Here is a 23867-nt window from a genome sequence, read left to right on the forward strand (position 1 = left end):
CAAAAACATGAAACGGTACATTCAATCATACGCCACTCAGGGCATGTGCACATCCGGCTGGCCCACCGCGTCCAGCTCAACCACCCTGAGCGAACGTCCATCCTGCCCCATCAGGGCCTTGGCCACCAGCCTGTAGGAGTCCAGATCAAAATTCACGGCCTGCCCCCTTAGCGACAGATCCTCCAACTCATTCTCATCATGCAGCGTGGCAACGTGCATCCAGTTGTAAACCACCAGAATATCCGTCCTGCCGGTTGTGGCATTGTGCTCAAATACCGCCACCGGCCCTTTCCACGGCCAGGTTTTCAGGCGCAGACCATGAAAGGCAATCTGCATCCTCAAGTTGAACTTCACCACATCCTCGCCGCCATCGCAGGCACCCCTGCAGCGGCCGAGTGTGCGCTGAAAGCAGGGGCCGTCGTGTTCCGGCTCCAGCCCCAGCAGTTTGTTGCAAAGATCGTTCTTTGCCGCAATGCCGCTGAGCGCCCGTTCCGCGTCTTTCTTGCTGCGGAACAGTCCGTAATAATCTCCCAGCCGGTGTGGTTCAATTTCCCGAACCAGCCGCGCCTGCAGATACCCGCTGGCATTCCCTGTGAGCTCAATACTCACCAGGTTCTTCGCCGCCCGCGAGCGCCGGTTGAACAGCGGCTTCAACTGCTTTATCTGCCTTAATTCAAGCAGTAACGCGCCCAACTCGCCAGCGGTTTCTGTCCAGTCCACCCGTCGCAGGCTCTCGGACATGCGGATGCCGCGGCTGGAATTGTGGTCTCCAGAGAAGTGGGACGCCACACGCTGGGCGATGTTAGTACTTTTACCTACGTACAGAAGTACGTCATTTTCGCCATAGAACCGATAAACCCCCGGACCCCGCGGCAGATCCTGCAGCACGTCAGCCGGAAGATTGGAGGGAAGGCTTGGCCGCTGCAGCAGTTCTGCAATGGCCGCCTCCATGGTTTGCGCACCCTTTTCCACCAGCGCATGATCAAAGAAAGACAGCATGGCAGACACATCCCCCATGGCCCGGTGGCGCTGAACCTGCGCCAGCCCGTGGCGCTCGATCAGGGCGTCCATATTATGGCGCCGGAAGCCGGGATAGAGCCTGCGGGAGAGTTTCACGGTGCACAGCACTTTCGCGGAAAACAGCACACCCAGACGCCGGAACTCGGCCTTGATAAATCCGTAGTCAAAGCGGGCGTTGTGGGCGACAAAAATGGTGTCCTTCAGCTGGAGCTCCAGTTCCTCCGCCAGGTCGGCGAACACCGGGGCATCCGCCACCATGTCATTGGAGATGCCGGTCAGGCTCTGGATAAACGAAGAAATGCGCGTTTCCGGATTAACCAGTGTCTGCCACTCGCCCACCACCTCACCGGCGCGCCAGAAACGGATACCAATCTCGGTAATACGGTCGTGGGAGGCATTGCCGCCGGTGGTTTCGATATCCAGAAAAGCGAAGGTCGCGGAGTCAAGAATTCGGGCGTTTTTCTTCATGGCTTGTGTTTACGATTTCCAGAAAATTACAGATGTATTTCCCTGCAGGAAATGATGAATAAACACAATTCTCAAAAAGTTCCCCTAACCCGGCGATTTCGTTGCATAGACATTCGTCTAATGAATGCAAAATTTTATTTGAAATGTCATGAATTGGTAACTACTTTGAAGTGGGTCCAACAAAAATAAGTGTGGAGACAACAAAGATGCAAAGCAACAATCTGAGAATGGCAATTCGAGCGACAGCAGCAGCGACGATCTTTGGCCTGGCAGGCCAGGCTGGTGCTGTAGAATTGAGCACCGGTGACTATACGACAAACCTCTACGGTTTTGCTCGAGTAGTCGCGGCCTATGACATAGACGAAGATATTTCTAACGGCGGCCGCGCCGGTAACTTCGGTGCAATCACAAAAGGCGATGCTGATACGGCCGACGGCCATTTCGGCATGGACGCAAACACCAGCCGTGTTGGTCTTTCTGTTGTAAATCCGGAAGGCGTAAAAGCTGTTATCGAATTCGACTTCGACAACAGCGCCAGCCTTGATGCACGTATTCGTCACGCCTATGGCGAGTATAATAATGTCAGGATTGGCCGGTACTGGTCTAACTATAACTCCTGGGTCGGTAACACCGCCAATGTGGACTTCGATGGCGTTCCGGGTACTGCTGGTACACAAGACCGGACCGAACAAATCACCTACATGAGCGGCCCCCTCTCCTTCTCACTCGAGAATCCGATCGACTATGGCGGAGTAGCAAACTCAGGCGGCACTGCCATCTCAAGCTCTCCTGCACTGACTGCAAAGCTTGAAGATTCACAGGGTGGATTTTCTTACGCGGCAGCCGTCATGGCCAAGCAAACAGGTTACGACACAGGTACAGCCGATGATTCAGCCATCGGTTATGGTGCGTTCCTGGCCGGTAAAATTGCCATTACCGATATGATCTCCATCCAGGGCGCGATCAACTATGCAGATGGCGCCAATGCCTATGTATATCGCGCGGGCACCAACTTTGCCGGAGCGGATGCTTACGTAGACACCAATGGCGATCTGGAGACCATAGAAGCAGTAGGCGGTGCACTGGGCGCTAGCTTTGGCCTGGGTGGTGGACGCTCGGTCAACGTAGGCTACGGCACGTCAATGTCAGATTTGGATGACGCCGTTGCAAGCGGAGCAGTGGCAGCAACCGCGACAGAACAGAACACGTCTATGTATGTCAACTACATGTGGAGCCCGGTTGATAGCGTTAACATGGGTGTACAGTTCGAGAATCTGGAAACCGAAAGCCAAGGCGGAACCGACGGCGATGCAAATCGCATCATGTATCTGGCTCAGTACAACTTCTAATCCTTCCGTTAGAAGTTAGTTAACTCAGCAGAAACCCCGGCTCCGGCCGGGGTTTTTGCTTGCGGGTCTCAGAATTACTCCCCTGCCCGCAATCGTGTCCGCACCCCACGGCTGGTCATCACTGCCAGTACTTCCATCAGCGACAGCACACCCCTATCGTGCTTCCTGGGCGCCTTACCCTTACCCATACGCCCCAGTTGCCGGGTGTACCAGCTCACTTCCATCAACGCCATATCGTCAATCATGCGAATGCCCGTGCGTATCGGCCGCACAGAACTGGTGAATGCCTGTCCCTCCATGATCCGCTTCGGGAAATCCGGCTCCACCGCCAACGGCCGGGCCAGCCCCACCAGATCGGTTGCTCCGGACGCTAGGGCCTCCGCCATGCCTAACTCCGTGCGAAAGCCACCGGTTACCATCAGGGGAACATCCACCCGCTTGCGGACCTTCTCCGCAAACTCCAGGAAATAGGCCTCCCGGGCAACAGTGCTCGCTTTATTGCCTTTCGCCATCGCCGGGTTCTCATAATTGCCGCCGGAAATCTCCACCAGATCAATCCCCAGACCCGCCAGGGTGTCAATCACCCCCAGGGACTCCTCCTCGGTAAAGCCACCCCGCTGGAAGTCCGCCGAATTCAGTTTGATGCCAACCGCGAACCTCTGCCCCGTCGCCACCCGGATGGCCTTGTACACCTCCACCACAAACCGCATCCGCTTCTCCGGGCTACCGCCCCACTCGTCCTCCCGCTGGTTGTGATGCGGCGACAGGAACTGGCTGACCAGGTAACCGTGGGCACCATGAATCTGCACCCCGGAAAACCCCGCCTTCTCTGCAATCGCAGCACTGGTGGCAAACCGCTGGATGATCTCCTCAATTTCCGATGCTTCCAGGGCCCTGGGCGTTGCAAACATCGCCTGCAACTCCTTCCGGAACGGCACCGCACTGGGCGACACCGGCGCCTTATTCAGCATCTTGGGGCTCTGCTTGCCTGGGTGATTGAGCTGCATCCACAACTGACACCCGTTCCGTGCCCCTTCCCGCGCCCACTCCTGCAACAGTGAAAAATCCCGCTCATCCTCCAGCACCACATTCCCCGGCTCACCAATATGGCGGCGGTCGATCATCACATTCCCGGTAATGGAAAGCCCGACACCACCCTCGGCCCAGGTCCTGTATAGCCGTGGCAATTCCTTGGTGACACGGTTGTCCATCGTACCCAGAGTTTCACTCATGGCGGACTTGGCAAAGCGATTGGGAATCACCGCCCCGTTTTTCAGGGTCAGCGGTTGCGAGAGAAGTTCAGCGGCGTTCATTGATCGGTCTCCGTAGAATGCCTGGGGATACCAGAAGGCGAGACCCGATCATGGAGAGGAAATACAGCGGCTGCATTGGCCGGAATGCCGCACGAAACACACACGGCGTCCAGCTACATCGAAAATGGAGGCTTACCTGATTGATCTGACTCGCGGCTATCCCGCACTTCCGTAAGCAGGCTGGTAATCCGGTTTAGCAGAAAATCGGAGAACTTTTCTCTCGCTAACGTCCGCTCAATAACATCGGCAGGCAGAAACCGGTTCATTTCATCCCTGAAGGGCTTACCCTCAATGATTTGAGGTAGCCGGCCGATCATAGCCTCCAGCTTCTCGTCATAATTCTCAATTTGGTAATCTCGAACCTTATTTGCCACCAGATCAGCGCGCACGCTTGCCCTTTCCTGTGACAGATATGCCAGGTCCCAGATATCGCGATGGCGGGTATATTTTTGAGTGGCGGGCAGGGATACCAGCTTGTCAGCCATGATCTCACTTCTGTCTTCCGTCATGATCAGTATGTCTTCATACCCATCCGGCAGGAAATCGTAGGTACGGATCAGCGGTTGCGGGCCGGCCGTATACGCAGGAATGTTAGCCACTTCCAGTTTGACCCGCTGTTTCGGCAAATCCGGCCGCTCAGGCGAAGTAGTGATGGCTATCTGCCACATGTCCACATTCCGCTCCGAGTATTGCGGTTCTTTGCGCAATGACTTCGGCTCCTTAACGCTCACTTCCAGTCCGTATCGGGAGCTCAGGTAGTCCAGAATGCACTCCTTCATCCGCCCGAGTTGCTGGGATGAAAAGTCCACGCCACCGGCAAAATCCAGATCCTCACTAAAACGCTTGCCTCCGTAGCATAGTCGAACTGCAGTTCCGCCCTGGAACACCAGACCATTCAGCAAGCCCTCCTGATCTAGAGCAAAAAAGAGATCAAAATGGATGATCTCTTTTTCAATCACGGGTCGCATATTGGCCAGGTTGGGATCCTGCATGGCCAGTGAAACCAGCCGCTGAAAGTTTTCCTGATCGTATTTACGCACGGGCTTCCTCAGGGTCAATCAATTGGGTATTTCGGCCTACACGTTTAAGGTCACGCAACGCTGCCGCCTTGGTGGCAATTCGAAGCGGGCGCCCACGATCCTGCACGCTGGAGAGGATATCGCTAACAGGCCTCTCGGTATGGGTAAACTCAATTACCCCATACGGGGTTCTGTACTCCCCTTTCCGGCCAGTGGTTACAACTGTGATACGGCCAACCGGAACCTGAGAGATGACGCCATATTCAGAAAGTGCTGACTCCAGACTGATATAGTTGTATTCGCCTCGGCGCAGGGTTTTTGCTACCTGTTCCAGAATATCCGGTCCTTTGTGTCGGGACAGGCTATAGACATATACCCCCTTCGATGGCCGCTCAAGGATACCACTACCGACCAAACGGCTAAGCGTGGCCTGCCGGCTGCGTTCGGATTCTCCGGGAAACAGTTTCGGCATATCTTTTGAGGAGTAGACGTAACGCCCTTTCAAGTCGAATTCCGCCAGGCGTTTGATGGCATCTGACTGTTTCATTGCAACCTCTTGCCACACACGAACCACACTAAAAAGTACAGTTATCGTTCACATATTAGATCTATATGGTCAGATTTACCATTTTAAAGTGTCATTAACGTCTACTTGCAAAGGGGTTTTATCGGCGACAGAGAATGACCACAAGGTATCGGCTTAGGCTTAGAAGGAACGATATCAACAAGGCCAGAACAAGCGAGGCCGGTCAGGTTATTCAGAACCGTGGAGCGCCAGGGATGGCGCGACCGAGCCTACAAGGACGTACTCGCGGCGTGTTCTGAATAGCCTGACCGGCCTCGCGACCGCCCTATAACCCGCAGGCTACAGAGCGACCAATCACCAAAAGTCAGAGAAGAAGAGAACGAATATCCCCCAACAACTGACTCAACAGCGAAGTAAACCGGGCCGCATCCGCCCCATTCACCGCCCGGTGATCATAGGACAGAGACAACGGCAGCATAAGCCGCGGCTGGAAATCCTTGCCATCCCAGACCGGCTTCATCGCCGCCTTGGAAACACCAAGAATCGCCACCTCCGGCGTATTCACAATCGGCGTAAACGCCGTGCCCCCGATACCACCCAGACTGGTGATGGTAAAACAGGCACCCTGCATCTCCGCCGGCTTCAGCTGCTTGTCCCGAGCCTTCTGGGCCAGGTCCGCGCTTTCCTCGGCCAGCTCCCAAAGCCCCTTCTTGTCCACATCCCTGATCACCGGCACCATCAGCCCGTTAGGTGTATCCACCGCAATCCCGATATGGATGTACTGCTTGCGAACCACCTCCTTGCGGTCCATATCCAGCGACACATTGAACTGCGGCAGCTGCGCCAGCGCCGTGGCACAGGCCTTCAGCAGGAACGGAAGCGGCGTCATCTTCACGCCTTTCTTCTCGCCGGCCGCTTTCTGCGACTTGCGGAAGTCCTCCATGTCGGTAATGTCCGCGTCCTCGAACTGGGTCACGTGGGGCACGTTCAGCCAGCTGCGCTGCATGTTGTTGGCCGTAGCGAACATCATGCGGGACATGGACTCACGCTCAATGTCACCGAACTGGCTGAAGTCCGGCAGCTTCACGCCGGGAATACCGGCACCACCGCCACCAGCCACTGTGCTGCCCTGCTGGGTCTGCTGCAGCTGGCTCTTCACATAGGCCTGCACGTCGTCCTTCAGGATGCGGTTCTTCGGGCCAGAGCCTTTGATGCGGGCCAGGTCCGCACCAAATTCACGGGCCAGCTTGCGTACTGCCGGGCCAGCGTGGACCTTCGCACCGGGAGTGGGCGGTTCGTAGGTTGCTGAAGCCGGCTCAGGCTTAGGCTCCTCGCGCTCGCCTTTGGACTCAGCTTTGCTTTCCTGTTCCTTCTCGCTGGAAGACTCAGCCGACTCGGAGGATGCTTCTTCCTCGTCACCGCCTTCCCCGCCTTCTTCCACAACGGTCATCTCGAGCAGGTCATTGCCTTCGGAGATCTTGTCGCCCTCGGACACCAGCACCTTGCCGACCTTACCGGCATAGGGAGAAGGGATTTCCATGGTGGCCTTGTCAGACTCGACCGTGACCAGCGGGTCGTCGACTGCGATCTCGTCGCCTTCACTGACGTTGATCTCGATAATAGGCACATCGTCGAAGCCGTCCAGCGCGGGTACCTGCACGGTTTCCTTGCGGGAACCGCCGGATTTTTTCGGGGCCGGCTTCTTCTCTTCTGCCTTTTCCCTGGTCTCCTCTTCGGATTTGTCTTCGGCCTTGTCTTCGGCCTTGTCTTCAGCCTTCTCTTCGGCTTTGTCTTCTGGCTCGGCTTCCGCTTTTTCTTCCTCGCCGGAACTGGCCTCCATCATGCCGATAACGTCGCCTTCCTTGACCTTGTCACCCACCTTGACGGTGATTTTGGTGATCTTGCCGGCACCAGGTGACGGCAGCTCTACGGACGCCTTGTCGGACTCAACCGTCAGTATCGGATCTTCTTCCTCAACCGAATCCCCCTTGCTGACGAGGACTTCGATAACCTCGACCTCGTCTGCACCGCCGAGATCCGGAACCTTTATTTCCTGTTCACTCATGGCGGTCTCCTTAGCTCAGCACCGGGTTCGTTTTATTGCGGTCGATTCCGTACTTGCGCATAGCGTCGAGAACCACGTCATTCTTTACTTCACCATCCCGTGCCAGGGCCGCCAGGGCTGTTACTGCTACGTAGTAGCGGTCCACCTCGAAGTGGCTCCGCAGTTTTTCGCGGGTGTCACTGCGGCCGAAGCCGTCGGTGCCCAGGGTCAGGTAGGTTTTGGGGATGTAAGCGCGCACCTGCTCGGACCACAACTTCATGTAGTCCGTCGAGGACACCACCGGCCCCTGCTGTTTTTCCAGGCACTGGGTGATGTACGACTTCTTGGGCGTGTCGTCCGGATGCAGGCGGTTCCAGCGTTCAATGTGCAGGCCGTCCCGGGCCAATTCGTTGAAGCTGGTTACGCTCCAGACATCACTGGCAACGCCAAAGTCGTCCTTCAGCAGCTCGGCGGCCGCACGCACCTCGTTGAGAATGGCGCCGGACCCCATCAACTGAACTCGCGGGGTTTTCTTGCGACCCTTGGTTTCAACAGAATCCAGCAGGTACATGCCCTTGATGATTCCATCTTCCACTCGCTTGGCGTCCTTGCCTTTCGGCATGGCAGGCTGCTCGTAGTTTTCGTTTTCGATGGTCAGGTAATAGAAGACGTTCTGGTTGTCTTCATACATCTCCTTGATGCCATGCTGGACGACCACGGCCATTTCGTAACCGTAGGCCGGGTCATAGGCCTTACAGCTGGGAATGGTCTGGGCCAGGATGTGGCTGTGGCCGTCCTGGTGCTGCAGGCCTTCGCCATTGAGCGTGGTACGCCCGGCAGTGCCACCCACCAGGAAACCACGGGCCTGGATATCTCCGGACGCCCAGGCCAGATCCCCCACACGCTGGAAGCCGAACATGGAGTAGAAAATGTAGAACGGCACCAGCGGAAAGTTGTTGGTGCTGTAGGACGTGGCTGCCGCCATCCAGGCCGCCATGGAGCCGTCTTCGTTGATCCCTTCCTCAAGGACCTGGCCTTTCTTGTCTTCCTTGTAGTACATGATCTGGTCACGGTCTTCCGGCACGTACTTCTGGCCTTCCGACGTGTAGATGCCCAGCTGGCGGAACATGCCTTCCATACCAAAGGTACGGGCTTCGTCCGGCACGATCGGAACCACCCGCTTGCCAATACGCTTGTCTTTGGTCAGCGCCGTCAGCAAGCGCACGAATGCCATGGTGGTGGAGATCGCCCGGCCATTGGAGCCTTCGATCACTGCCTTGAAGGTATCCAACGGCGGCGCCTGCAGCGGCTGAGAATCTTTGCGACGCTTGGGGTAGAAGCCGCCCAGCTCCTGCCGGCGCTTGTTCATGTAGACAATTTCAGGGCTGTCAGGTGCGGGCCGGTAGTACGGCACGTCCTTGAGCTCTTCGTCCTTCAGGGGCACCGCAAACCGGTCGCGGAAGGCCTTGAGCTGCTCTATATCCAGCTTTTTCAGGGAGTGAGCCGTATTCTGGGCTTCGCCAGCCGTGCCGAACCCGTAACCCTTGATGGTATGCGCCAGAATCACGGTTGGCCGTCCGCCATTATTGTGAATGGCGTGGTGATAGGCCGCGTACACCTTGTAGGGGTCGTGGCCGCCGCGGTTGAGCTTGTTGATGTCCTCGTCGGTGAGGTTTTCCACCATCTTGGACAGCTCTGGATATTTACCGAAGAAGTGCTTGCGGGTGTAGGCCGGGCCGTTACTCTTGAAATTCTGCAGGTCGCCGTCCACGGCTTCGTCCATTACCCGTTGCATCAGGCCGTCCTGATCTTTCTCGAACAGCGGGTCCCACATGCGGCCCCAGACCACTTTCAGCACGTTCCAGCCGGCACCCCGGAAGACGCCTTCCAGTTCCTGGATAATCTTGCCATTGCCCCGTACAGGGCCGTCCAGACGCTGCAGGTTGCAGTTAACCACGAAGATGAGGTTGCTGAGATTCTCGCGGCCGGCCACAGAGATGGAGCCCAGGGTTTCGGGCTCGTCACACTCGCCGTCGCCCACGAAGCACCACACCTTGCGGTCACCCATGTCGATCAGCTCACGACTGTGCAGGTACTTCATCACGTGGGCCTGGTAGATGGCCTGAATCGGGCCAAGCCCCATGGATACCGTAGGGAACTGCCAGTAATCCGGCATCAACCACGGGTGGGGATAAGAAGACAGGCCGTTGCCGTCTACTTCTTCCCGGTATTTGTCCAGTTGCTCTTCGTCAAAGCGGCCCTCCAGGTAGGAACGGGCGTAAATGCCCGGTGAGGAATGGCCCTGGAAATACACAAGGTCCGATTCCCGCTTTTCATCACCGCCATGGAAGAAGTAGTTAAAACCGACATCGTACAGCGTTGCCGCCGATGAGAATGAGGATACGTGCCCACCCAGCTCGCCGGGGCGCTGGTTGGCCCGCAGCACCATCGCCATGGCGTTCCAACGGATCAGCGAGCGAATACGTCGCTCCATGAACAGGTCGCCAGGCATTCGCGCTTCCTGGGTTACCGGAATGGAGTTGCGGAATGGCGTGGTGATGGAATAGGGCAACTCGGTGCCGTCGCGGCTGGCTCGTTCGGAGAGCCTTTCCAGAATGTACTTGGCGCGATCAACGCCCTCCTGTTCGATCAGAGACTCCAGCGCATCCAGCCATTCACTGGTCTCAATGGGATCATCGTCCTGGTACATCAAACCTCCCCTTGGCATAAAAAGTACGGCGTGCGCCACGATCAGCAGCGGGCGCCTTGCAGTGTCGATAAGCTGCGATGGAATGCAGAACGTTTTTTATGGGTATTCGCCTGTCAGTTACCTTGAACAAGCATAGAACACGATTGCCAGTTTTACTGCCTGAAACGTCCCTGCTTTAACGGCTTTTGGCCCGGCTTATTCAGACAGCAACAATACACACGGGCGAAGAAGCCCGAAATTTACGTAGTATTATTACTACATTTCAGTGCCAGAATTCAATTTTTGCAGCAATAAAGCGCTGGCATGCCGGACTATTTCGGTTACTTACGTAAGAATGGCGCTTTTCTGGTCTTCAAACAAGCAATGTCAGACCAATGTCGTAGGATAATTACCCAGAGTGAAAACGTTATCGCGCTAAAAGAATAAGACTCCAGGGCCCTTCAAACAGACCAGAATAATCAACATTTTATGCCTACTTTTCATCTATTTACGAATACCGGTCAAGATTTAATCATGACATTTTTAATTAGACCTGAAAATGCTTTTGGATTTATGTATACTCGCCTGCCCGTTTTTTAACCAGCGGAGCGGTGGCGACCCCCACCCTCCTGAATTGGCGCACAACCCAAGAGGGCGATCTATGAACTCCATCGTCACGTTCCCGAACCGCATCCCAACTGCCGAGTTCGAAGAGCGGCGCTTCAAGGTCTATACGGACCGCCAGCTCGACAAGATTGACGTTATCCAGAATCTCCCTGAAGAGACCCTGTTTGAAATGAAGGTAGTCGCCAGCGTGCTGCCTTTCCGCGTAAATGAATACGTGATCAACGAGCTGATCAACTGGGACAAGGTTCCCAACGACCCGATCTATCAGTTGGTGTTCCCCCAGAAAGGCATGCTGAAGGACGAGCATTACGAGCGCATGGCAAACATGCACCGGGAAGGCGCCGACAAGAAAGAAATCCAGGCAGTGGCGAAGGAGATTCGCGACGAGTTGAATCCGCATCCCGCTGGCCAGATGGAAATGAACATGCCGGAACTGAATGGCGAAGTTCTGGACGGCGTGCAACACAAATACCGTGAAACCGTGCTGTTCTTCCCTGCCCAGGGCCAGACCTGCCATTCCTACTGCACCTTCTGTTTCCGCTGGGCGCAGTTCGTGGGTGACAAAGATCTGAAGATGGCCAGTACCGAAGCCGAGAAGCTTCACGGCTACCTGCAGGAGCACACCGAAGTCAGCGACCTGCTGGTAACCGGTGGCGACCCCATGGTGATGAAGACCAAGAACCTGGTTCAGTACCTGGAGCCGCTGCTGCAGCCGGAGTTTGACCACATCCAGACCATCCGCATCGGCACCAAGGCCCTCACTTTCTGGCCGTACCGCTTTGTGACCGATAAAGACGCCGACGAACTGATTGACCTGTTCGCACGCCTCGTAGACGCCGGCAAGCACGTGGCCATCATGGCCCACTACAACCACTGGCAGGAGATCACCACCGACATCGCGGAAGAGGCCATTCGTCGCCTACGCGCGACGGGTGCAGAAATCCGCGCCCAGGGGCCGCTGATCAAGCACGTAAACGACAACGCCGACGACTGGGCAAAGTTGTGGGACAAGGAAGTGCAGCTCGGCATCATTCCCTACTACATGTTTGTGGAGCGCGACACCGGCGCCAAGAACTACTTTGAAGTGCCCCTGGTGGAAGCATTCCGCATCTACCGCGAGGCCATGAAACAGGTGTCCGGCCTGGCCCGCACCGCCCGTGGGCCGTCAATGAGTGCCGGCCCGGGCAAGGTAGAGGTGCAGGGCATTACCGAGATCAACGGTGAGAAGGTCTTCGTGCTGCGCTTCATTCAGGCCCGCAACCCGGATTGGGTGCAGCGCCCGTTCTTCGCCAAATACAGCGAAACGGCCACCTGGCTGCATGAACTGGAACCCGCCCTCGGGGAGGAAAAGTTCTTCTTTGAGGATGAGTATGCAGAAATGAAGAAGGGCAACGGTTAAGGCCTTCAGCTTTCTCTCAAACGGCCCCTGACTGGGGCCGTTTTTTTTGTGGGATACCCGTCGGGTTTCGCCTGCGGCTCTACCCGACCTACTACCAACTAGTGCATAAGAGTGTAGAGCTTACGTCGGTAGGTGCGCACATCCGGGTTGTTGTTGCCCAGCTTGTCGAACAGCTCAATCAGTGTGGTCTTGGCAACTTCGTCCTTGTATTTGCTATCCACCTGCATGAGTCGAATCAGCAACTCCATGGCCTCGGCGTTGTTTTCCTGCAGGATGTGATGCAGTGCCAACAGGTGGAGGGCATTGGGGTCCTTGGGGTCCTTGTCGAGTGCGTCTTCCAGCTCAGCGACTGGCGGCAGTTCGGCTGAAGCCTTGAGAAACTTGATCCGCGCTGCCAGCTGTTTGGCCTGGTGCTGCATTTTTTCTTCCGGCGGCAGGCTTTCCAGCACCTGTTCTGCGGTTTCCAGATCGCCCAGTTCGGCCTTCAGCTGCGCCAGGTCAATCAATACCCTGAGGTCTTCGGGATCATTACGGTTCATCTCGGTGAGAACCGCCAGCGCCGCTTCCACGTCACCCTCTTCCCAAAGCCGATGGGCCTTGTCATAGGGTGCTTCTTCGTCTTCCGGTATCTCGATGTGTTTGTCGAGTATTTTGCGGATCTCGCTTTCCTGTAGGGCGCCATTGAAGCCGTCGACCGCCTGACCGTCTTTCACCAGGATCACGGTAGGCAGGCTGCGTACGCCCAGGCTGCCGGTGAGCTGTTGCTGCTCGTCGGCATTGACCTTGGCGAGCATGAAACCGCCCCTGTACTCATCCGCGAGCTTTTCCAGCAGTGGCATTAACTGCTTGCAGGGGGCGCACCACTCCGCCCATACATCAATCAGTACTGGCGTTGTGGACGAGGCTTCCATGACATCCTTCTGGAAGTTGTCCATGGTGGCTTCAAAAACGTATGGCGAGTTGCTCATGGGTGGCACCTGAAAGTGGATTCCTGAAATGTCGTAAACGGATTGTTCTTGGTTTTGGGGGCTGGGAGCAGAAATTCAAGACCGCGGACATCACCGCAGCCATATCGGCAAATACCATCACGTGCCTTGAAATAATCGCTGACGCCGCTACATAGGCTTTAGGGCCGGGAGCACTGCTCCCCGGATCAACCTTCCCGGAGGATGCTTGCACGGTATGAACGACGACAACCGCAACGACTCTTTTGAAGCACCAGAAGAAGACCCGACTGAATACATCGGCAAGGATGAGAACAGCAAAAGCCTGGTACTGCCGAAACAGCATATGCCCAGGCGCATGTATGTTCTGCCTGTCTCCAACCGGCCGTTCTTCCCTGCCCAGGTGCAACCGATTGTGGTGAACCAGAACCCCTGGCAGGAAACACTCAAGCGGGTGGGGGAAACCGACCACAAGGTGCTGGGTATCTGCTTTGTGGAAGACAGCGATCCCGAGCAGGGCATTCCCGGCAGCGAGGAGCTGGAAACCACTGGCTGCGCTGTGAGGGTTCATCATGCCCAGGGGGACGACGGTAAGGTTCAGTTTATCGCCCAGGGCCTGCAACGATTCCGTATTACCCAATGGCTGCGGCGTCGGCCACCGTATCTGGTGGAAGTGGAATACCCGGAAGAGCCGGAAGAAGCTGCCGACGAACTGAAAGCCTATACTCTGGCCATCATCAGCTCTATCAAGGAACTGCTGAGAACCAACCCGCTTTACGGCGAAGAAGTGAAGCAATACCTGTCCCGTTTCGGACCAGACGACAGCTCCCCCCTGGCGGACTTTGGCGCCTCCATGACCAGTGCCAAGGGGACAGAACTGCAGGAAGTGCTCAACACCGTGCCTCTGCTACGGCGCATGGAGAAAGTATTGCTGCTGATGGCGAAAGAGCAGGAAGTGGCCCGGCTGCAGAGTGAAATCAGTGAAGAAGTAAACGAGAAGGTGCAGAAGCATCAGCGCGAGTTCTTCCTCAAGGAACAGCTCAAGGTCATACAGCGTGAGCTGGGGATGGCCAAGGACGACAAGACCGCCGATGCAGAGCGTTTCCAGGAACGCATGGAAAAGCTCAACCCCCCGGAGCAGGTGCAGGAGCGCTTTGACGACGAACTGCAGAAGCTCCAGGTGCTGGAACAGGGTTCCCCGGAATACGGCGTTACCCGCAACTATCTTGACTGGCTCACGCAGGTGCCCTGGGGCCTGACGTCGGAAGATCACTTTGATCTTGCCGAGGCCCGCCGCATTCTGGATCGTGACCATGACGGCCTGGAAGACGTCAAAAGCCGTATCGTTGAATTTCTTGCCGAAGGCACGTTCAAGGGCGAGGTCAGCGGCTCCATTCTCCTGCTGGTGGGCCCGCCGGGCGTGGGAAAAACCTCTATCGGCCACTCCGTAGCCGACGCCCTGGGCCGGAAATTCTACCGCTTCAGCGTTGGAGGGATGCGCGACGAGGCCGAAATCAAGGGCCACCGCCGTACCTACATCGGCGCCATGCCGGGTAAGTTTGTACAGGCTCTGAAAGACTCGAAGGTATCCAATCCGGTGATCATGCTGGACGAGATCGACAAGGTCGGCGCCTCCTTCCAGGGCGACCCTGCCTCCGCGCTGCTGGAAACCCTGGATCCGGAACAGAACCGGGAATTTCTTGACCACTACCTGGACGTTCGCATGGACCTGTCCAAGGTACTGTTCATCTGCACCGCCAACCAGCTGGACACCATTCCCCGGCCACTGCTGGACCGCATGGACGTTATCCGCCTGTCTGGCTACATTGCCGAGGAAAAGCTCGCCATTGCCAAGCATTACCTGATGCCACGGCTGCTGAAGCGGGCTGGACTGCTGAAAAAGCAGATGAACATTACCGACGCCGCCATCAAACAGATCATCGACGGTTACGCCCGGGAAGCCGGGGTGCGCGGCCTGGAAAAACTGCTGCACAAGGTCATCCGCAAAGGGATCGTGCGCTTGTTGGAAAACCCGGACAAACCGGTGAAGGTGGGCGTCGCAGACCTGCAGACCTATCTGGGGCAGCCGGCATTCCGTAAGGAAAAGTCCCTCAAAGGCATCGGCGTGGTCACCGGTCTGGCCTGGACCGCCATGGGCGGCGCCACCCTGAGCATCGAAGCCTCACGCATTCACAGCACCCAGCGCGGCTTCAAGCTCACCGGGCAACTGGGCGACGTAATGAAAGAGTCGGCCGAGATCGCCTACAGCTTCGTGTCTTCAAACCTCAAGCGGTTCAAAGGCGACCCGACCTTTTTCGACAAATCCTTCGTGCACCTGCACGTACCCGAGGGAGCCACGCCAAAAGACGGCCCCAGTGCCGGCGTCACTATGGCCACCGCCCTGCTGTCCATTGCCCGCAAGGAGGCACCCCAGCAGAACATCGCCATGACCGGCGAACTGACCCTCACCGGCCAGGTACTTCCGGTCGGAGGCATCCGCGAAAAGGTCATCGCCGCCCGACGCCAGAAAATCAGCAACCTCATACTGCCGGAAGCAAACCGGGGGGATTATGAGGAATTGCCGGATTACCTGAAGGAAGGGCTGACGGTGAATTTCGCGAAGCATTACAGCGATGTGTTTCAGGTGTGTTTCGGGGATAAGCCGAAGAAGGGGGCGTCGGTACATTGATGGAACCGGGAAGATGATGGGGCCTGGTTGTCGGATTACGGCTTCGCCTAATCCGACCTACGGGTGTGCGGGTTGGAGACTCCCCTTTGGATGGGTTGTCGGATTACGGCCCGTTGGGCCTAATCCGACCTACGGGGAACCATCGGCCTCGGGAGTCGTAGGTCGGATTAGCCGAAGGCGTAATCCGACAAATGCAACCCGAAAACCATTGGCCCCGGCAATCGTAGGTCGGATTAGGCGAAGCCGTAATCCGACAAATTCAGGCGCGACCCGCTAAGCCGGAATCGGTCCCGGGGCGGGAGTACCTTTTCTGCCAGAAAAAGGTGTCCGAGCGAAGCGAGTTCTTTTTCCAAAGAAAAGGTACTCCCGCCCCGGGACCAGCCCCAAAGCTCAGGCCTTGGCCTTCCACCCATCCTCACGAAGCACCGGACCCACATCCAGAACCGGCGATGCGTCGATGTCATCCGCGTCCATCATATTGGCCACCCGCTGAAGCGAAGCCAGAATCATCGTCTGCTCCCACTCTGCCAGGCTCTGGAACTTCTTGATGAAATCCTCCTGCAACGGCTGTGGCGCACGGGCCAGTATGTCGATGCCTTCGTTCGTCAGGTGCGCGTGCACCTTGCGCTTGTCCTGGGTACTGCGGACACGATAAACCAGCTTGCGATGCTCCAGCCTGTCCAGAATGGTGGTCACCGTGGCCTGGCTCAGACTGACCTTGTCTGCGATAGTGCCGATGGTTACCTCACCCAGATCACGAATACTACGCATAATCAGCAACTGCGGGCCAGTCAGCCCTGCATGCTTGCTCAGGCGTTTGGAATGCAGGTCGGTTGCCCGGATCACCCGACGCAACGCCACCAAAACCTCTTCATAGTTGTTCAACGCACCACTCCAGCAGTACCTAGTCATCAGATTGTTTATACCACTAACTATTAGAGGTCTTTGTTCCGGATATTGCAAGCTGCAGCCTCCACATCACCGCAACATCTACTACCCTGACCCGCCGGATCTTTTACGATTCTCAGCATTTTTTCCGCCAGCCACTATGCTAAGGTCTCCGGGTTTTGAATTTCCGCGAACGGACATGGCCAGATGACTACCCGAATACAGAGCAACTTCCCACACTTCCCCTCCGGACAACGGCTGACAGCGCTCATCGCCTCATGCCTTCTGACACTGCTCTTCAGTGCCGGAACCATGGCGCAGGAACCCGGGGAGAATCTTACCTCCGAAGACGTACAACAGCGCATCGACACACTGGAAGAGCCCATGTACACACCATTTGTAGAGCTGTACCTGTTGGAAGAAAGCAAGGCTCTACGAAAGGAAATGATGAACACCCGGGCCGAACTGATCGAAAAGGTGGTGGACAAAGAACTATCAGTGGCGGACAAGACCATGTCCTACGCGACCGATACCGTCACCTACTTCTTCTATCTGATTGCCGGCGCCACTTCCATTCTGGTGATGGTTGGCTGGAATTCCATCCGCGACATGCGTAACCAGCTCACGACCCTGGCCGAAAAGCGGGTCAACGAACTGGTGGTGGAGTACGAGAAGCGCCTGGAATTTATTGAGGACCAGCTCAGACAGAAATCCGATATTATCCATCAGAATCAGGCAGAAATTGAGCGTACCAACGAAGTGCACTCCCTATGGCTGAAAGCCAGCCAGGAAACCTCTCAGCAAAACAAGATTGCAGCTTACGATGCCATACTGGACTTGCGCCCGGATGACGTGGAGGCGCTCAGCTACAAGGCCGATGCAGTACTGGAAATGCAGGAGCCCCTGTGGGCAATCAGTCTGTGTCAACGCGCCCTGAAACTGGCGCCTGAAAACGGTCACGCCCATTACCAACTGGCCTGCGCCTATGCCGAGATCGGTCGCTGGGATGATGCTGTGGCAACGCTGCAGAAAGCCATCGACATTTCTGAAGCGTATAAGGACGATGCTTCAGTTGACCCCAGCTTCGAACAGCTTCGGGACCACGAAAGCTTCAAGAAACTGATTTTCCCAGAAGAAGAGGAGCAGACGGACACCTGATTGCTTGACAAGGCAGCATGTGTGGTGTTTGTTTACATCCCTGAGACCATAAGAATAACCCTGAAACAGGACAGACCCAATGAGTACACCAGTCAAGAAACTCGTAACTGCTATTGGTACTTCCATCGCGGTAATGGGCGCAGGCCACGCTGCGGCCGAAATCAAGATTGGCATCGCAGGTCCGATGACCGGCCCTGTCGCCCAATATGGTGATATGCAATTTGCCGGCGCCCGGATGGCGATCGAACAGATCAACGCTGAAGGCGGTGTTATGGGAGAAAAACTCGTCGCCGTTGAATACGACGACGTGTGTGACCCGAAACAGGCGGTAAGCGTTGCCAACAGTATGGTGAATGAAGGTGTTCGCTTCGTGGTTGGTCACCTCTGCTCCAGTTCGACCCAACCGGCCTCAGACATCTATGAGGACGAAGGCATCCTGATGATTACGCCCGCCTCAACCAGCCCGGCCATTACCGAGCGTGGTTACGAGCTGGTGTTCCGCACCATCGGCCTTGACAGCATGCAGGGACCGGTTGCCGCAAACTACCTGATCAGCCAGGAACCGGATCGTGTTGCCGTTGTTCACGACAAACAGCAGTACGGTGAAGGTATCGCTACGGCGGTACGTGACACCCTCGAAGAGGGCGGCGTTGAAGTGGCCATGTTTGAAGGCATTACTGCCGGTGCGAAGGATTTCTCATCACTGGTCACCAAACTCCGACAGGCCGACGTGGACTACGTCTACTATGGCGGCTATCACCCGGAACTGGGTCTGATCCTGCGCCAGGCGCAACAGGCTGATCTGGACGCCACGTTCATGGGCCCGGAAGGCGTGGGTAACAAGGACATCAACACCATCGCCGGCGATGCAGCTGAAGGCCTGCTGGTAACTCTGCCGCCAAGTTTCGACGAAAAAGCGGAAAACCAGGCGCTGGTTCAGGCCTTTGAAGAAAAAGGCGAGGATCCGTCAGGTCCGTTCGTACTGACCTCCTACACCGCTGTACAGCTGATTGCCGATGGCATCGAGGCTGCCGAGTCAACCGACCCGTTCGACGTTGCCGAAGCTCTGCGTGAGGGCACCTTCCAGACGCCAATTGGCACTGTTGAGTACGACAGCAAAGGCGACATGGAATCCTTCGAGTTTGTTGTCTACGAATGGCATTCAGATGGCAGCAAAACTCCGGTAAACTAAGCCGCAATCGTTAACAAACGGTAATTATGAGAACACCTTCTCACCGCGATCCGGGAGAAGGTGTTTTTCTAGGCTCCTGTTGATCCTGTATCCAGCACCCCCGGCACCCCGGACCGTGACTGAATGCAGCGGAAGGGGCAGGCTATCGGAGTCCCACACAGATGCAAGACCTCCTGTATTTTATTCAGCAGCTCATCAACGGGCTGACGATCGGGAGCACCTACGCCCTGATCGCCATTGGTTACACGATGGTTTACGGCATCATCGGCATGATCAACTTTGCCCATGGTGAAATATACATGATTGGTGCCTACACCTCGCTGATCGCCATTACCGGCTTGGCAGCCCTGGGCATAGCGTGGCTGCCACTGGTACTGATCGTGGCACTTATCTGCGCAATGATCGTCTCCAGCTCCATGGGCTGGGCGGTGGAACGGGTGGCTTACCGGCCCGTTCGGGGGAAACACCGATTGATACCGCTGATTTCGGCCATCGGTATGTCGATTTTCCTGCAGAACTACGTCCACCTTGCCCAGGGATCCCGCAACATCGGCTTCCCTGACCTGATCGAAGGTGGTTTCCGGTTTGGCGCTGCCGATTCGTTCCAGACCTCCATTTCCTACATTCAGATCACCATATTCATTACTACCCTGGTGTGCATGACGATTCTCTCGCTGTTCATATCCCGCTCCCGCATTGGTCGCGCCTGCCGTGCCGTCTCACAGGATCTGGGTATGGCCAACCTGCTGGGCATCGACACCAACCGCATTATTTCCGCGACGTTCGTGATTGGTGCCGCACTGGCTGCGGTCGCCGGCCTGCTTCTGGGAATGTACTACGGCTCCATCGACCCACTATTCGGGTTTATAGCGGGCCTCAAAGCCTTTACTGCGGCTGTGCTGGGGGGTATCGGCAGCATACCTGGCGCCATGCTTGGCGGGCTCATCCTGGGCGTTGCCGAGAGTATGACCTCTGGCTACCTCAGTGGCGAATACAAGGACGTTGTCTCCTTCGGACTGCTGATCCTGATCCTGCTGTTCAAACCCACCGGCCTGCTTGGCAAACCGGAGGTTGAAAAGATCTGATGGCTGCTCATAATCTGAAACACGCGCTGTTTTGCGCCATTGTTACTCTTGTCATCTCGTACCCCATTCTGGGTTTCAACCTGGAAAGTCAGGGCACATCGGTCATCCTTGAGGGGGCAAAAACCTCCACGGTCATCGGCGTACTGCTGGCAGCGGTTATCGTCTTCCTGTTCCAGCTGTTCCGGGACAACGTAATGGGATCGTTGCGCCAACTGCCTGCCGTCAATCCGCTTGCCAACCGCAAGCCGATGGAGCAGAGCAGGCGGCTGAAGCTGGAGTCCGCACTTCTCACACTGATGGTTATCGGAGCCCTGATCTGGCCCTTTATCGCTTCCCGCGGGGCAGTTGACCTGGCAACGCTGGTGCTTATCTACATCATGCTGGCCCTGGGGCTGAATGTGGTGGTGGGCCTGGCTGGTCTGCTGGACCTGGGCTATGTGGCTTTCTATGCCGTCGGCGCCTACACCTTCGCCCTGCTGTCCCAGTACTATGGCGTCTCCTTCTGGTTCGCCCTGCCCATCGGTGCCCTGCTTGCCGCTCTGTTCGGGCTGGTACTCGGCTTTCCGGTGCTGCGATTGCGGGGGGATTACCTCGCCATCGTTACTCTGGGCTTCGGCGAGATCATCCGCATCCTGCTGAACAACATGACCAGCCTGACCGGCGGCCCCAACGGTATCGGCGGCATTCCCGACCCCACCCTGTTCGGCATGGAATTCGGCCGCCGGGTCAAGGAGGAGGGCAACACGTCTTTCCACGAAACCTTCGGCATTGCCTACAGCAGTGAACACAAGGTGATCTTCCTGTACCTGATTGCCCTGGTGCTGGCGGTGATCACCGCGATTGCCATTCGGCGTCTGATGCGCATGCCGGTGGGCCGGGCCTGGGAAGCCTTGCGGGAAGATGAAATTGCCGCCAAATCCCTGGGGCTGAGCCGCACCGCCGTAAAGCTGTCCGCCTTTACCATTGGCGCCTTCTTTGCAGGCTTTGCGGGCACCGTGTTTGCTTCCAAGCAGGGCTTTATCAGCCCTGAGTCGTTCGTATTCCTGGAGTCGGCCATTATCCTGGCCATCGTGGTACTGGGTGGCATGGGTTCCCAGATGGGCGTGATCCTTGCGGCCATCGCCGTCACCATCCTGCCGGAACTGGCACGGGAATTCTCCGAGTACCGGATGCTGATATTCGGCGCGGCCATGGTATTGATGATGGTCTGGCGTCCCCAGGGCCTGATGCCCATGCGACGCATCCACATCGAACTGAAACCTCAGGAGTGACGGGTAATGCTTGAAGTACAGAATCTGTCGATGCGCTTCGGCGGGCTCCTGGCGGTTGATCAGGTGTCGCTGGACGTACAGGAACATGAGATTGTGGCGATTATCGGCCCCAACGGGGCCGGTAAAACCACGGTCTTTAACTGCATGAGCGGTTTCTACAAGCCCACCGGGGGCAAGATCCTGTTCGAAGGTAGAGAGATTCAGGGCAAGCCTGACTACAAGATTTCACGCCTTGGACTGGTCAGAACCTTCCAGCACGTGCGGCTGTTCGGTCGCATGACGGTGGTAGAAAACCTGCTGGTGGCACAGCACCGGCATCTCAACACCAACCTGCTCTCGGGTATTCTCAAAACACCGAACTACCGGGAGAGGGAGCAGAAATCCCTGGACCGCGCCGCCTACTGGCTTAATCGGGTAGGCCTGATGGACATGGCCAACCGGGAGGCGGGCAATCTTGCCTATGGGCAACAGCGACGCCTGGAAATTGCCCGTTGTATGGTGACCGAGCCCAAACTGCTGATGCTGGACGAGCCGGCCGCGGGCCTTAACCCCGCAGAAACCAAGGACCTCAACCAGCTGATCATCAGCCTGAAAGAGGACTACAACGTCTCCGTAGTGCTGATTGAGCACGACATGAGCCTGGTGATGGATATCTCCGACCGCATCAATGTAATCAACCAGGGTCGCCCCCTGGCCAGCGGTACGCCGGACGAAATCCGCCGGAACGATGACGTTATCAAAGCCTATCTGGGTGAGGCCTGAGGAATTTCCATGCTAGTACTAGAAGATGTCCATACCCATTATGGCAAGATCGAGGCGCTGCACGGCGTATCCGTTGAAGTCAACAAGGGTGAGATCGTTTCGCTGATCGGTGCCAATGGCGCCGGCAAAACCACGCTACTGATGACGGTTTGTGGTAACCCCCAGGCCACGTCGGGCCGGGTTATCTTTCAGGGCCGCGATATTACCCGCGACATGACCTCCAACATCATGCGCTCAGGCATTGCCATCGTGCCGGAAGGCCGGCGTGTGTTTTCCGGCCTGACCGTAGAAGAAAACCTCCACATGGGTGGTTTCTTCAACACCAAATCGGAAATCAGCAAAAGCCAGGCACACGTCTATGAGTTGTTTCCACGTTTGAAGGAGCGGGAGCACCAGCGTGCCGGCACCATGTCCGGCGGTGAGCAGCAGATGCTGGCCATCGGCCGGGCGCTGATGAGCAAACCGAACATGATCATCCTGGATGAGCCTTCCCTGGGGCTGGCGCCGCTGGTGATCAAACAGATCTTCGAGATCATCGGCAAGTTACGAGAGGAGGGCATTACCGTCTTCCTGGTAGAGCAGAATGCCCACCAGGCACTTAACCTGGCAGACAGGGGTTATGTACTGGAAACCGGACGTATCCGCTTGCACGACACCGGCAAGAACCTGCTGGCCAACCCGGATGTCCAGAATGCCTACCTTGGGGGTTAGCCAGGAGACGTTTGCAACTTGCCTTCCTGATATATGAACTATACTCAGGGTCAACGGTCGACCTGTCTCCACGGGAAATCAGTCAGGGCCGTTAGCGCGCCCGCTCCCGGGACCCTCTCAGGTGGATGCGGCGCGTTTGCGACGACAGCTAAAACCAAAAAGGAGTGGATAATGAAAAAACTCATCGCAGGTGCACTGCTTATGGGAGCCTCTACCCTAGCTTTTGCTCAGCCAGGTTGTGGCGTTGGTGCCATGATCTGGAAAGGACAGTCTGGTATCGCCCCCCACGTTCTGGCAGCGACTACCAACGGTACCTTCGGTAACCAGACCTTTGGCATGACCACCGGCACACTGGGCTGTCAGACCAACCAGTCTGTACAATCCATGGCCATGTACATGGAAAGCAATATCGACAAGGTTGCCCGCGACATGTCCCGCGGCTCCGGGGAAAACCTGGATACCCTGGCGGTGCTGCTGGGTGTTGACGAGGCCGACCGGGATTCATTCCGCAAGGTCCTGCAGGACAACTTTGCGACCATCTTTCCCTCCTCGGAAACCACATCCGGTGAAGCGGTGGATGCGATCGTAGCCCTGCTGGAAAAGGATGAATCACTGAGCAAGTACGTAGCTGCCTGATTCTCGATCCGGAAAAGGAAACAGCGCGCCAGGGACGGCGCAACCATTAACGAGATATCACCCGTCTTCTAACCCGG

18 protein-coding genes are annotated in these 23867 nt (G+C 56.6%); 10 read left to right on the forward strand and 8 right to left on the reverse strand.

Annotated elements, in window-relative coordinates:
* Positions 1-36 precede the first annotated feature (36 nt).
* Complete coding sequence (locus QPM17_RS10680; RefSeq protein WP_285390698.1) at positions 37-1488, reverse strand: exonuclease domain-containing protein; 1452 nt, start codon at positions 1486-1488, stop codon at positions 37-39.
* Positions 1489-1694: 206 nt separating this feature from the next.
* On the opposite strand from QPM17_RS10680, the gene QPM17_RS10685 reads away from it, so the two are divergent.
* On the forward strand, positions 1695-2837 hold the full coding sequence (locus QPM17_RS10685) for a DcaP family trimeric outer membrane transporter (protein ID WP_285390699.1): 1143 nt from the start codon (positions 1695-1697) through the stop codon (positions 2835-2837).
* 74 nt (positions 2838-2911) lie between these two features.
* Here the strand turns inward: QPM17_RS10685 and QPM17_RS10690 are convergent, their stop codons facing one another.
* The 5 genes from QPM17_RS10690 to aceE form a co-directional block, all read right to left on the reverse strand.
* The gene (locus QPM17_RS10690; RefSeq protein ID WP_285390701.1) at positions 2912-4150 is read right to left on the reverse strand and encodes an NADH:flavin oxidoreductase/NADH oxidase family protein; all 1239 of its coding nucleotides are present in this window, start codon (positions 4148-4150) and stop codon (positions 2912-2914) included.
* Between the two features lie 113 nt (positions 4151-4263).
* The gene (locus QPM17_RS10695) at positions 4264-5190 is read right to left on the reverse strand and encodes a nucleotidyl transferase AbiEii/AbiGii toxin family protein (protein ID WP_285390702.1); all 927 of its coding nucleotides are present in this window, start codon (positions 5188-5190) and stop codon (positions 4264-4266) included.
* Entirely contained in the window at positions 5183-5716 is a 534-nt protein-coding gene (gene abiEi / locus QPM17_RS10700) for a type IV toxin-antitoxin system AbiEi family antitoxin (RefSeq protein WP_285390704.1), read from the reverse strand. The genes QPM17_RS10695 and abiEi overlap by 8 nt, the downstream gene beginning before the upstream one ends.
* 343 nt (positions 5717-6059) lie before the next feature.
* On the reverse strand, positions 6060-7760 hold the full coding sequence (gene aceF / locus QPM17_RS10705) for a dihydrolipoyllysine-residue acetyltransferase (RefSeq protein ID WP_285390705.1): 1701 nt from the start codon (positions 7758-7760) through the stop codon (positions 6060-6062).
* Between the two features lie 10 nt (positions 7761-7770).
* A complete protein-coding gene (gene aceE, locus QPM17_RS10710) occupies positions 7771-10449 on the reverse strand; it encodes a pyruvate dehydrogenase (acetyl-transferring), homodimeric type (protein ID WP_285390706.1) in 2679 nt (892 codons plus the stop codon).
* Positions 10450-11089: 640 nt separating this feature from the next.
* On the opposite strand from aceE, the gene QPM17_RS10715 reads away from it, so the two are divergent.
* Positions 11090-12454, forward strand: coding sequence for a KamA family radical SAM protein (locus QPM17_RS10715; RefSeq protein ID WP_285390707.1), 1365 nt, complete (start codon positions 11090-11092; stop codon positions 12452-12454).
* Positions 12455-12552: 98 nt separating this feature from the next.
* On the opposite strand, the gene QPM17_RS10720 is transcribed toward QPM17_RS10715, so the two are convergent.
* On the reverse strand, positions 12553-13422 hold the full coding sequence (locus QPM17_RS10720) for a thioredoxin family protein (RefSeq protein ID WP_285390709.1): 870 nt from the start codon (positions 13420-13422) through the stop codon (positions 12553-12555).
* 214 nt (positions 13423-13636) lie between these two features.
* Between QPM17_RS10720 and lon the strand changes: the two genes are divergently transcribed.
* Positions 13637-16087: an endopeptidase La gene (gene lon, locus QPM17_RS10725; RefSeq protein WP_285390710.1), complete on the forward strand. Its 2451-nt coding sequence runs from the start codon at positions 13637-13639 to the stop codon at positions 16085-16087.
* A 390-nt stretch (positions 16088-16477) separates the two neighbouring features.
* Here the strand turns inward: lon and QPM17_RS10730 are convergent, their stop codons facing one another.
* Positions 16478-16972: a MarR family winged helix-turn-helix transcriptional regulator gene (locus tag QPM17_RS10730; protein WP_285390711.1), complete on the reverse strand. Its 495-nt coding sequence runs from the start codon at positions 16970-16972 to the stop codon at positions 16478-16480.
* Between the two features lie 315 nt (positions 16973-17287).
* Here QPM17_RS10730 and QPM17_RS10735 point away from each other — a divergent pair, with 315 nt between their 5' ends.
* The 7 genes from QPM17_RS10735 to QPM17_RS10765 all read left to right on the forward strand — a co-directional run bounded on the left by QPM17_RS10735 (position 17288) and on the right by QPM17_RS10765 (position 23790).
* Complete coding sequence (locus QPM17_RS10735) at positions 17288-18133, forward strand: TPR end-of-group domain-containing protein (RefSeq protein ID WP_285390761.1); 846 nt, start codon at positions 17288-17290, stop codon at positions 18131-18133.
* Positions 18134-18212: 79 nt separating this feature from the next.
* Entirely contained in the window at positions 18213-19325 is a 1113-nt protein-coding gene (locus tag QPM17_RS10740; protein ID WP_285390712.1) for a branched-chain amino acid ABC transporter substrate-binding protein, read from the forward strand.
* Between the two features lie 161 nt (positions 19326-19486).
* Positions 19487-20410, forward strand: coding sequence for a high-affinity branched-chain amino acid ABC transporter permease LivH (gene livH / locus QPM17_RS10745; RefSeq protein WP_285390713.1), 924 nt, complete (start codon positions 19487-19489; stop codon positions 20408-20410).
* Positions 20410-21681 carry a high-affinity branched-chain amino acid ABC transporter permease LivM gene (locus tag QPM17_RS10750; protein WP_285390714.1) on the forward strand — a complete coding sequence of 424 codons (1272 nt, stop codon included), beginning with the start codon at positions 20410-20412 and terminating at the stop codon, positions 21679-21681. The genes livH and QPM17_RS10750 overlap by 1 nt, the downstream gene beginning before the upstream one ends.
* Positions 21682-21687: 6 nt before the next feature.
* A complete protein-coding gene (gene livG, locus QPM17_RS10755) occupies positions 21688-22443 on the forward strand; it encodes a high-affinity branched-chain amino acid ABC transporter ATP-binding protein LivG (RefSeq protein WP_285390715.1) in 756 nt (251 codons plus the stop codon).
* Between the two features lie 9 nt (positions 22444-22452).
* A complete protein-coding gene (locus QPM17_RS10760; RefSeq protein WP_285390717.1) occupies positions 22453-23154 on the forward strand; it encodes an ABC transporter ATP-binding protein in 702 nt (233 codons plus the stop codon).
* Positions 23155-23325: 171 nt separating this feature from the next.
* On the forward strand, positions 23326-23790 hold the full coding sequence (locus tag QPM17_RS10765) for a DUF3015 domain-containing protein (RefSeq protein ID WP_285390718.1): 465 nt from the start codon (positions 23326-23328) through the stop codon (positions 23788-23790).
* The last annotated feature ends 77 nt before the right edge of the window (positions 23791-23867 follow it).

Source organism: Marinobacter azerbaijanicus, assembly GCF_030250645.1.
GTDB lineage: Bacteria > Pseudomonadota > Gammaproteobacteria > Pseudomonadales > Oleiphilaceae > Marinobacter > Marinobacter azerbaijanicus.

Coding starts and splice junctions, on each gene's coding strand:
- QPM17_RS10735 (WP_285390761.1), top strand. CDS start 17,288: ATGGCGCAGGAACCCGGGGAGAATCTTACCTCCGAAGACGTACAACAG.
- abiEi (WP_285390704.1), bottom strand. CDS start 5,716: ATGAAACAGTCAGATGCCATCAAACGCCTGGCGGAATTCGACTTGAAA.
- QPM17_RS10765 (WP_285390718.1), top strand. CDS start 23,326: ATGAAAAAACTCATCGCAGGTGCACTGCTTATGGGAGCCTCTACCCTA.
- QPM17_RS10720 (WP_285390709.1), bottom strand. CDS start 13,422: ATGAGCAACTCGCCATACGTTTTTGAAGCCACCATGGACAACTTCCAG.
- livG (WP_285390715.1), top strand. CDS start 21,688: ATGCTTGAAGTACAGAATCTGTCGATGCGCTTCGGCGGGCTCCTGGCG.
- QPM17_RS10715 (WP_285390707.1), top strand. CDS start 11,090: ATGAACTCCATCGTCACGTTCCCGAACCGCATCCCAACTGCCGAGTTC.
- QPM17_RS10740 (WP_285390712.1), top strand. CDS start 18,213: ATGAGTACACCAGTCAAGAAACTCGTAACTGCTATTGGTACTTCCATC.
- livH (WP_285390713.1), top strand. CDS start 19,487: ATGCAAGACCTCCTGTATTTTATTCAGCAGCTCATCAACGGGCTGACG.
- lon (WP_285390710.1), top strand. CDS start 13,637: ATGAACGACGACAACCGCAACGACTCTTTTGAAGCACCAGAAGAAGAC.
- aceE (WP_285390706.1), bottom strand. CDS start 10,449: ATGTACCAGGACGATGATCCCATTGAGACCAGTGAATGGCTGGATGCG.
- QPM17_RS10750 (WP_285390714.1), top strand. CDS start 20,410: ATGGCTGCTCATAATCTGAAACACGCGCTGTTTTGCGCCATTGTTACT.
- QPM17_RS10680 (WP_285390698.1), bottom strand. CDS start 1,488: ATGAAGAAAAACGCCCGAATTCTTGACTCCGCGACCTTCGCTTTTCTG.
- QPM17_RS10760 (WP_285390717.1), top strand. CDS start 22,453: ATGCTAGTACTAGAAGATGTCCATACCCATTATGGCAAGATCGAGGCG.
- aceF (WP_285390705.1), bottom strand. CDS start 7,760: ATGAGTGAACAGGAAATAAAGGTTCCGGATCTCGGCGGTGCAGACGAG.
- QPM17_RS10690 (WP_285390701.1), bottom strand. CDS start 4,150: ATGAACGCCGCTGAACTTCTCTCGCAACCGCTGACCCTGAAAAACGGG.
- QPM17_RS10685 (WP_285390699.1), top strand. CDS start 1,695: ATGCAAAGCAACAATCTGAGAATGGCAATTCGAGCGACAGCAGCAGCG.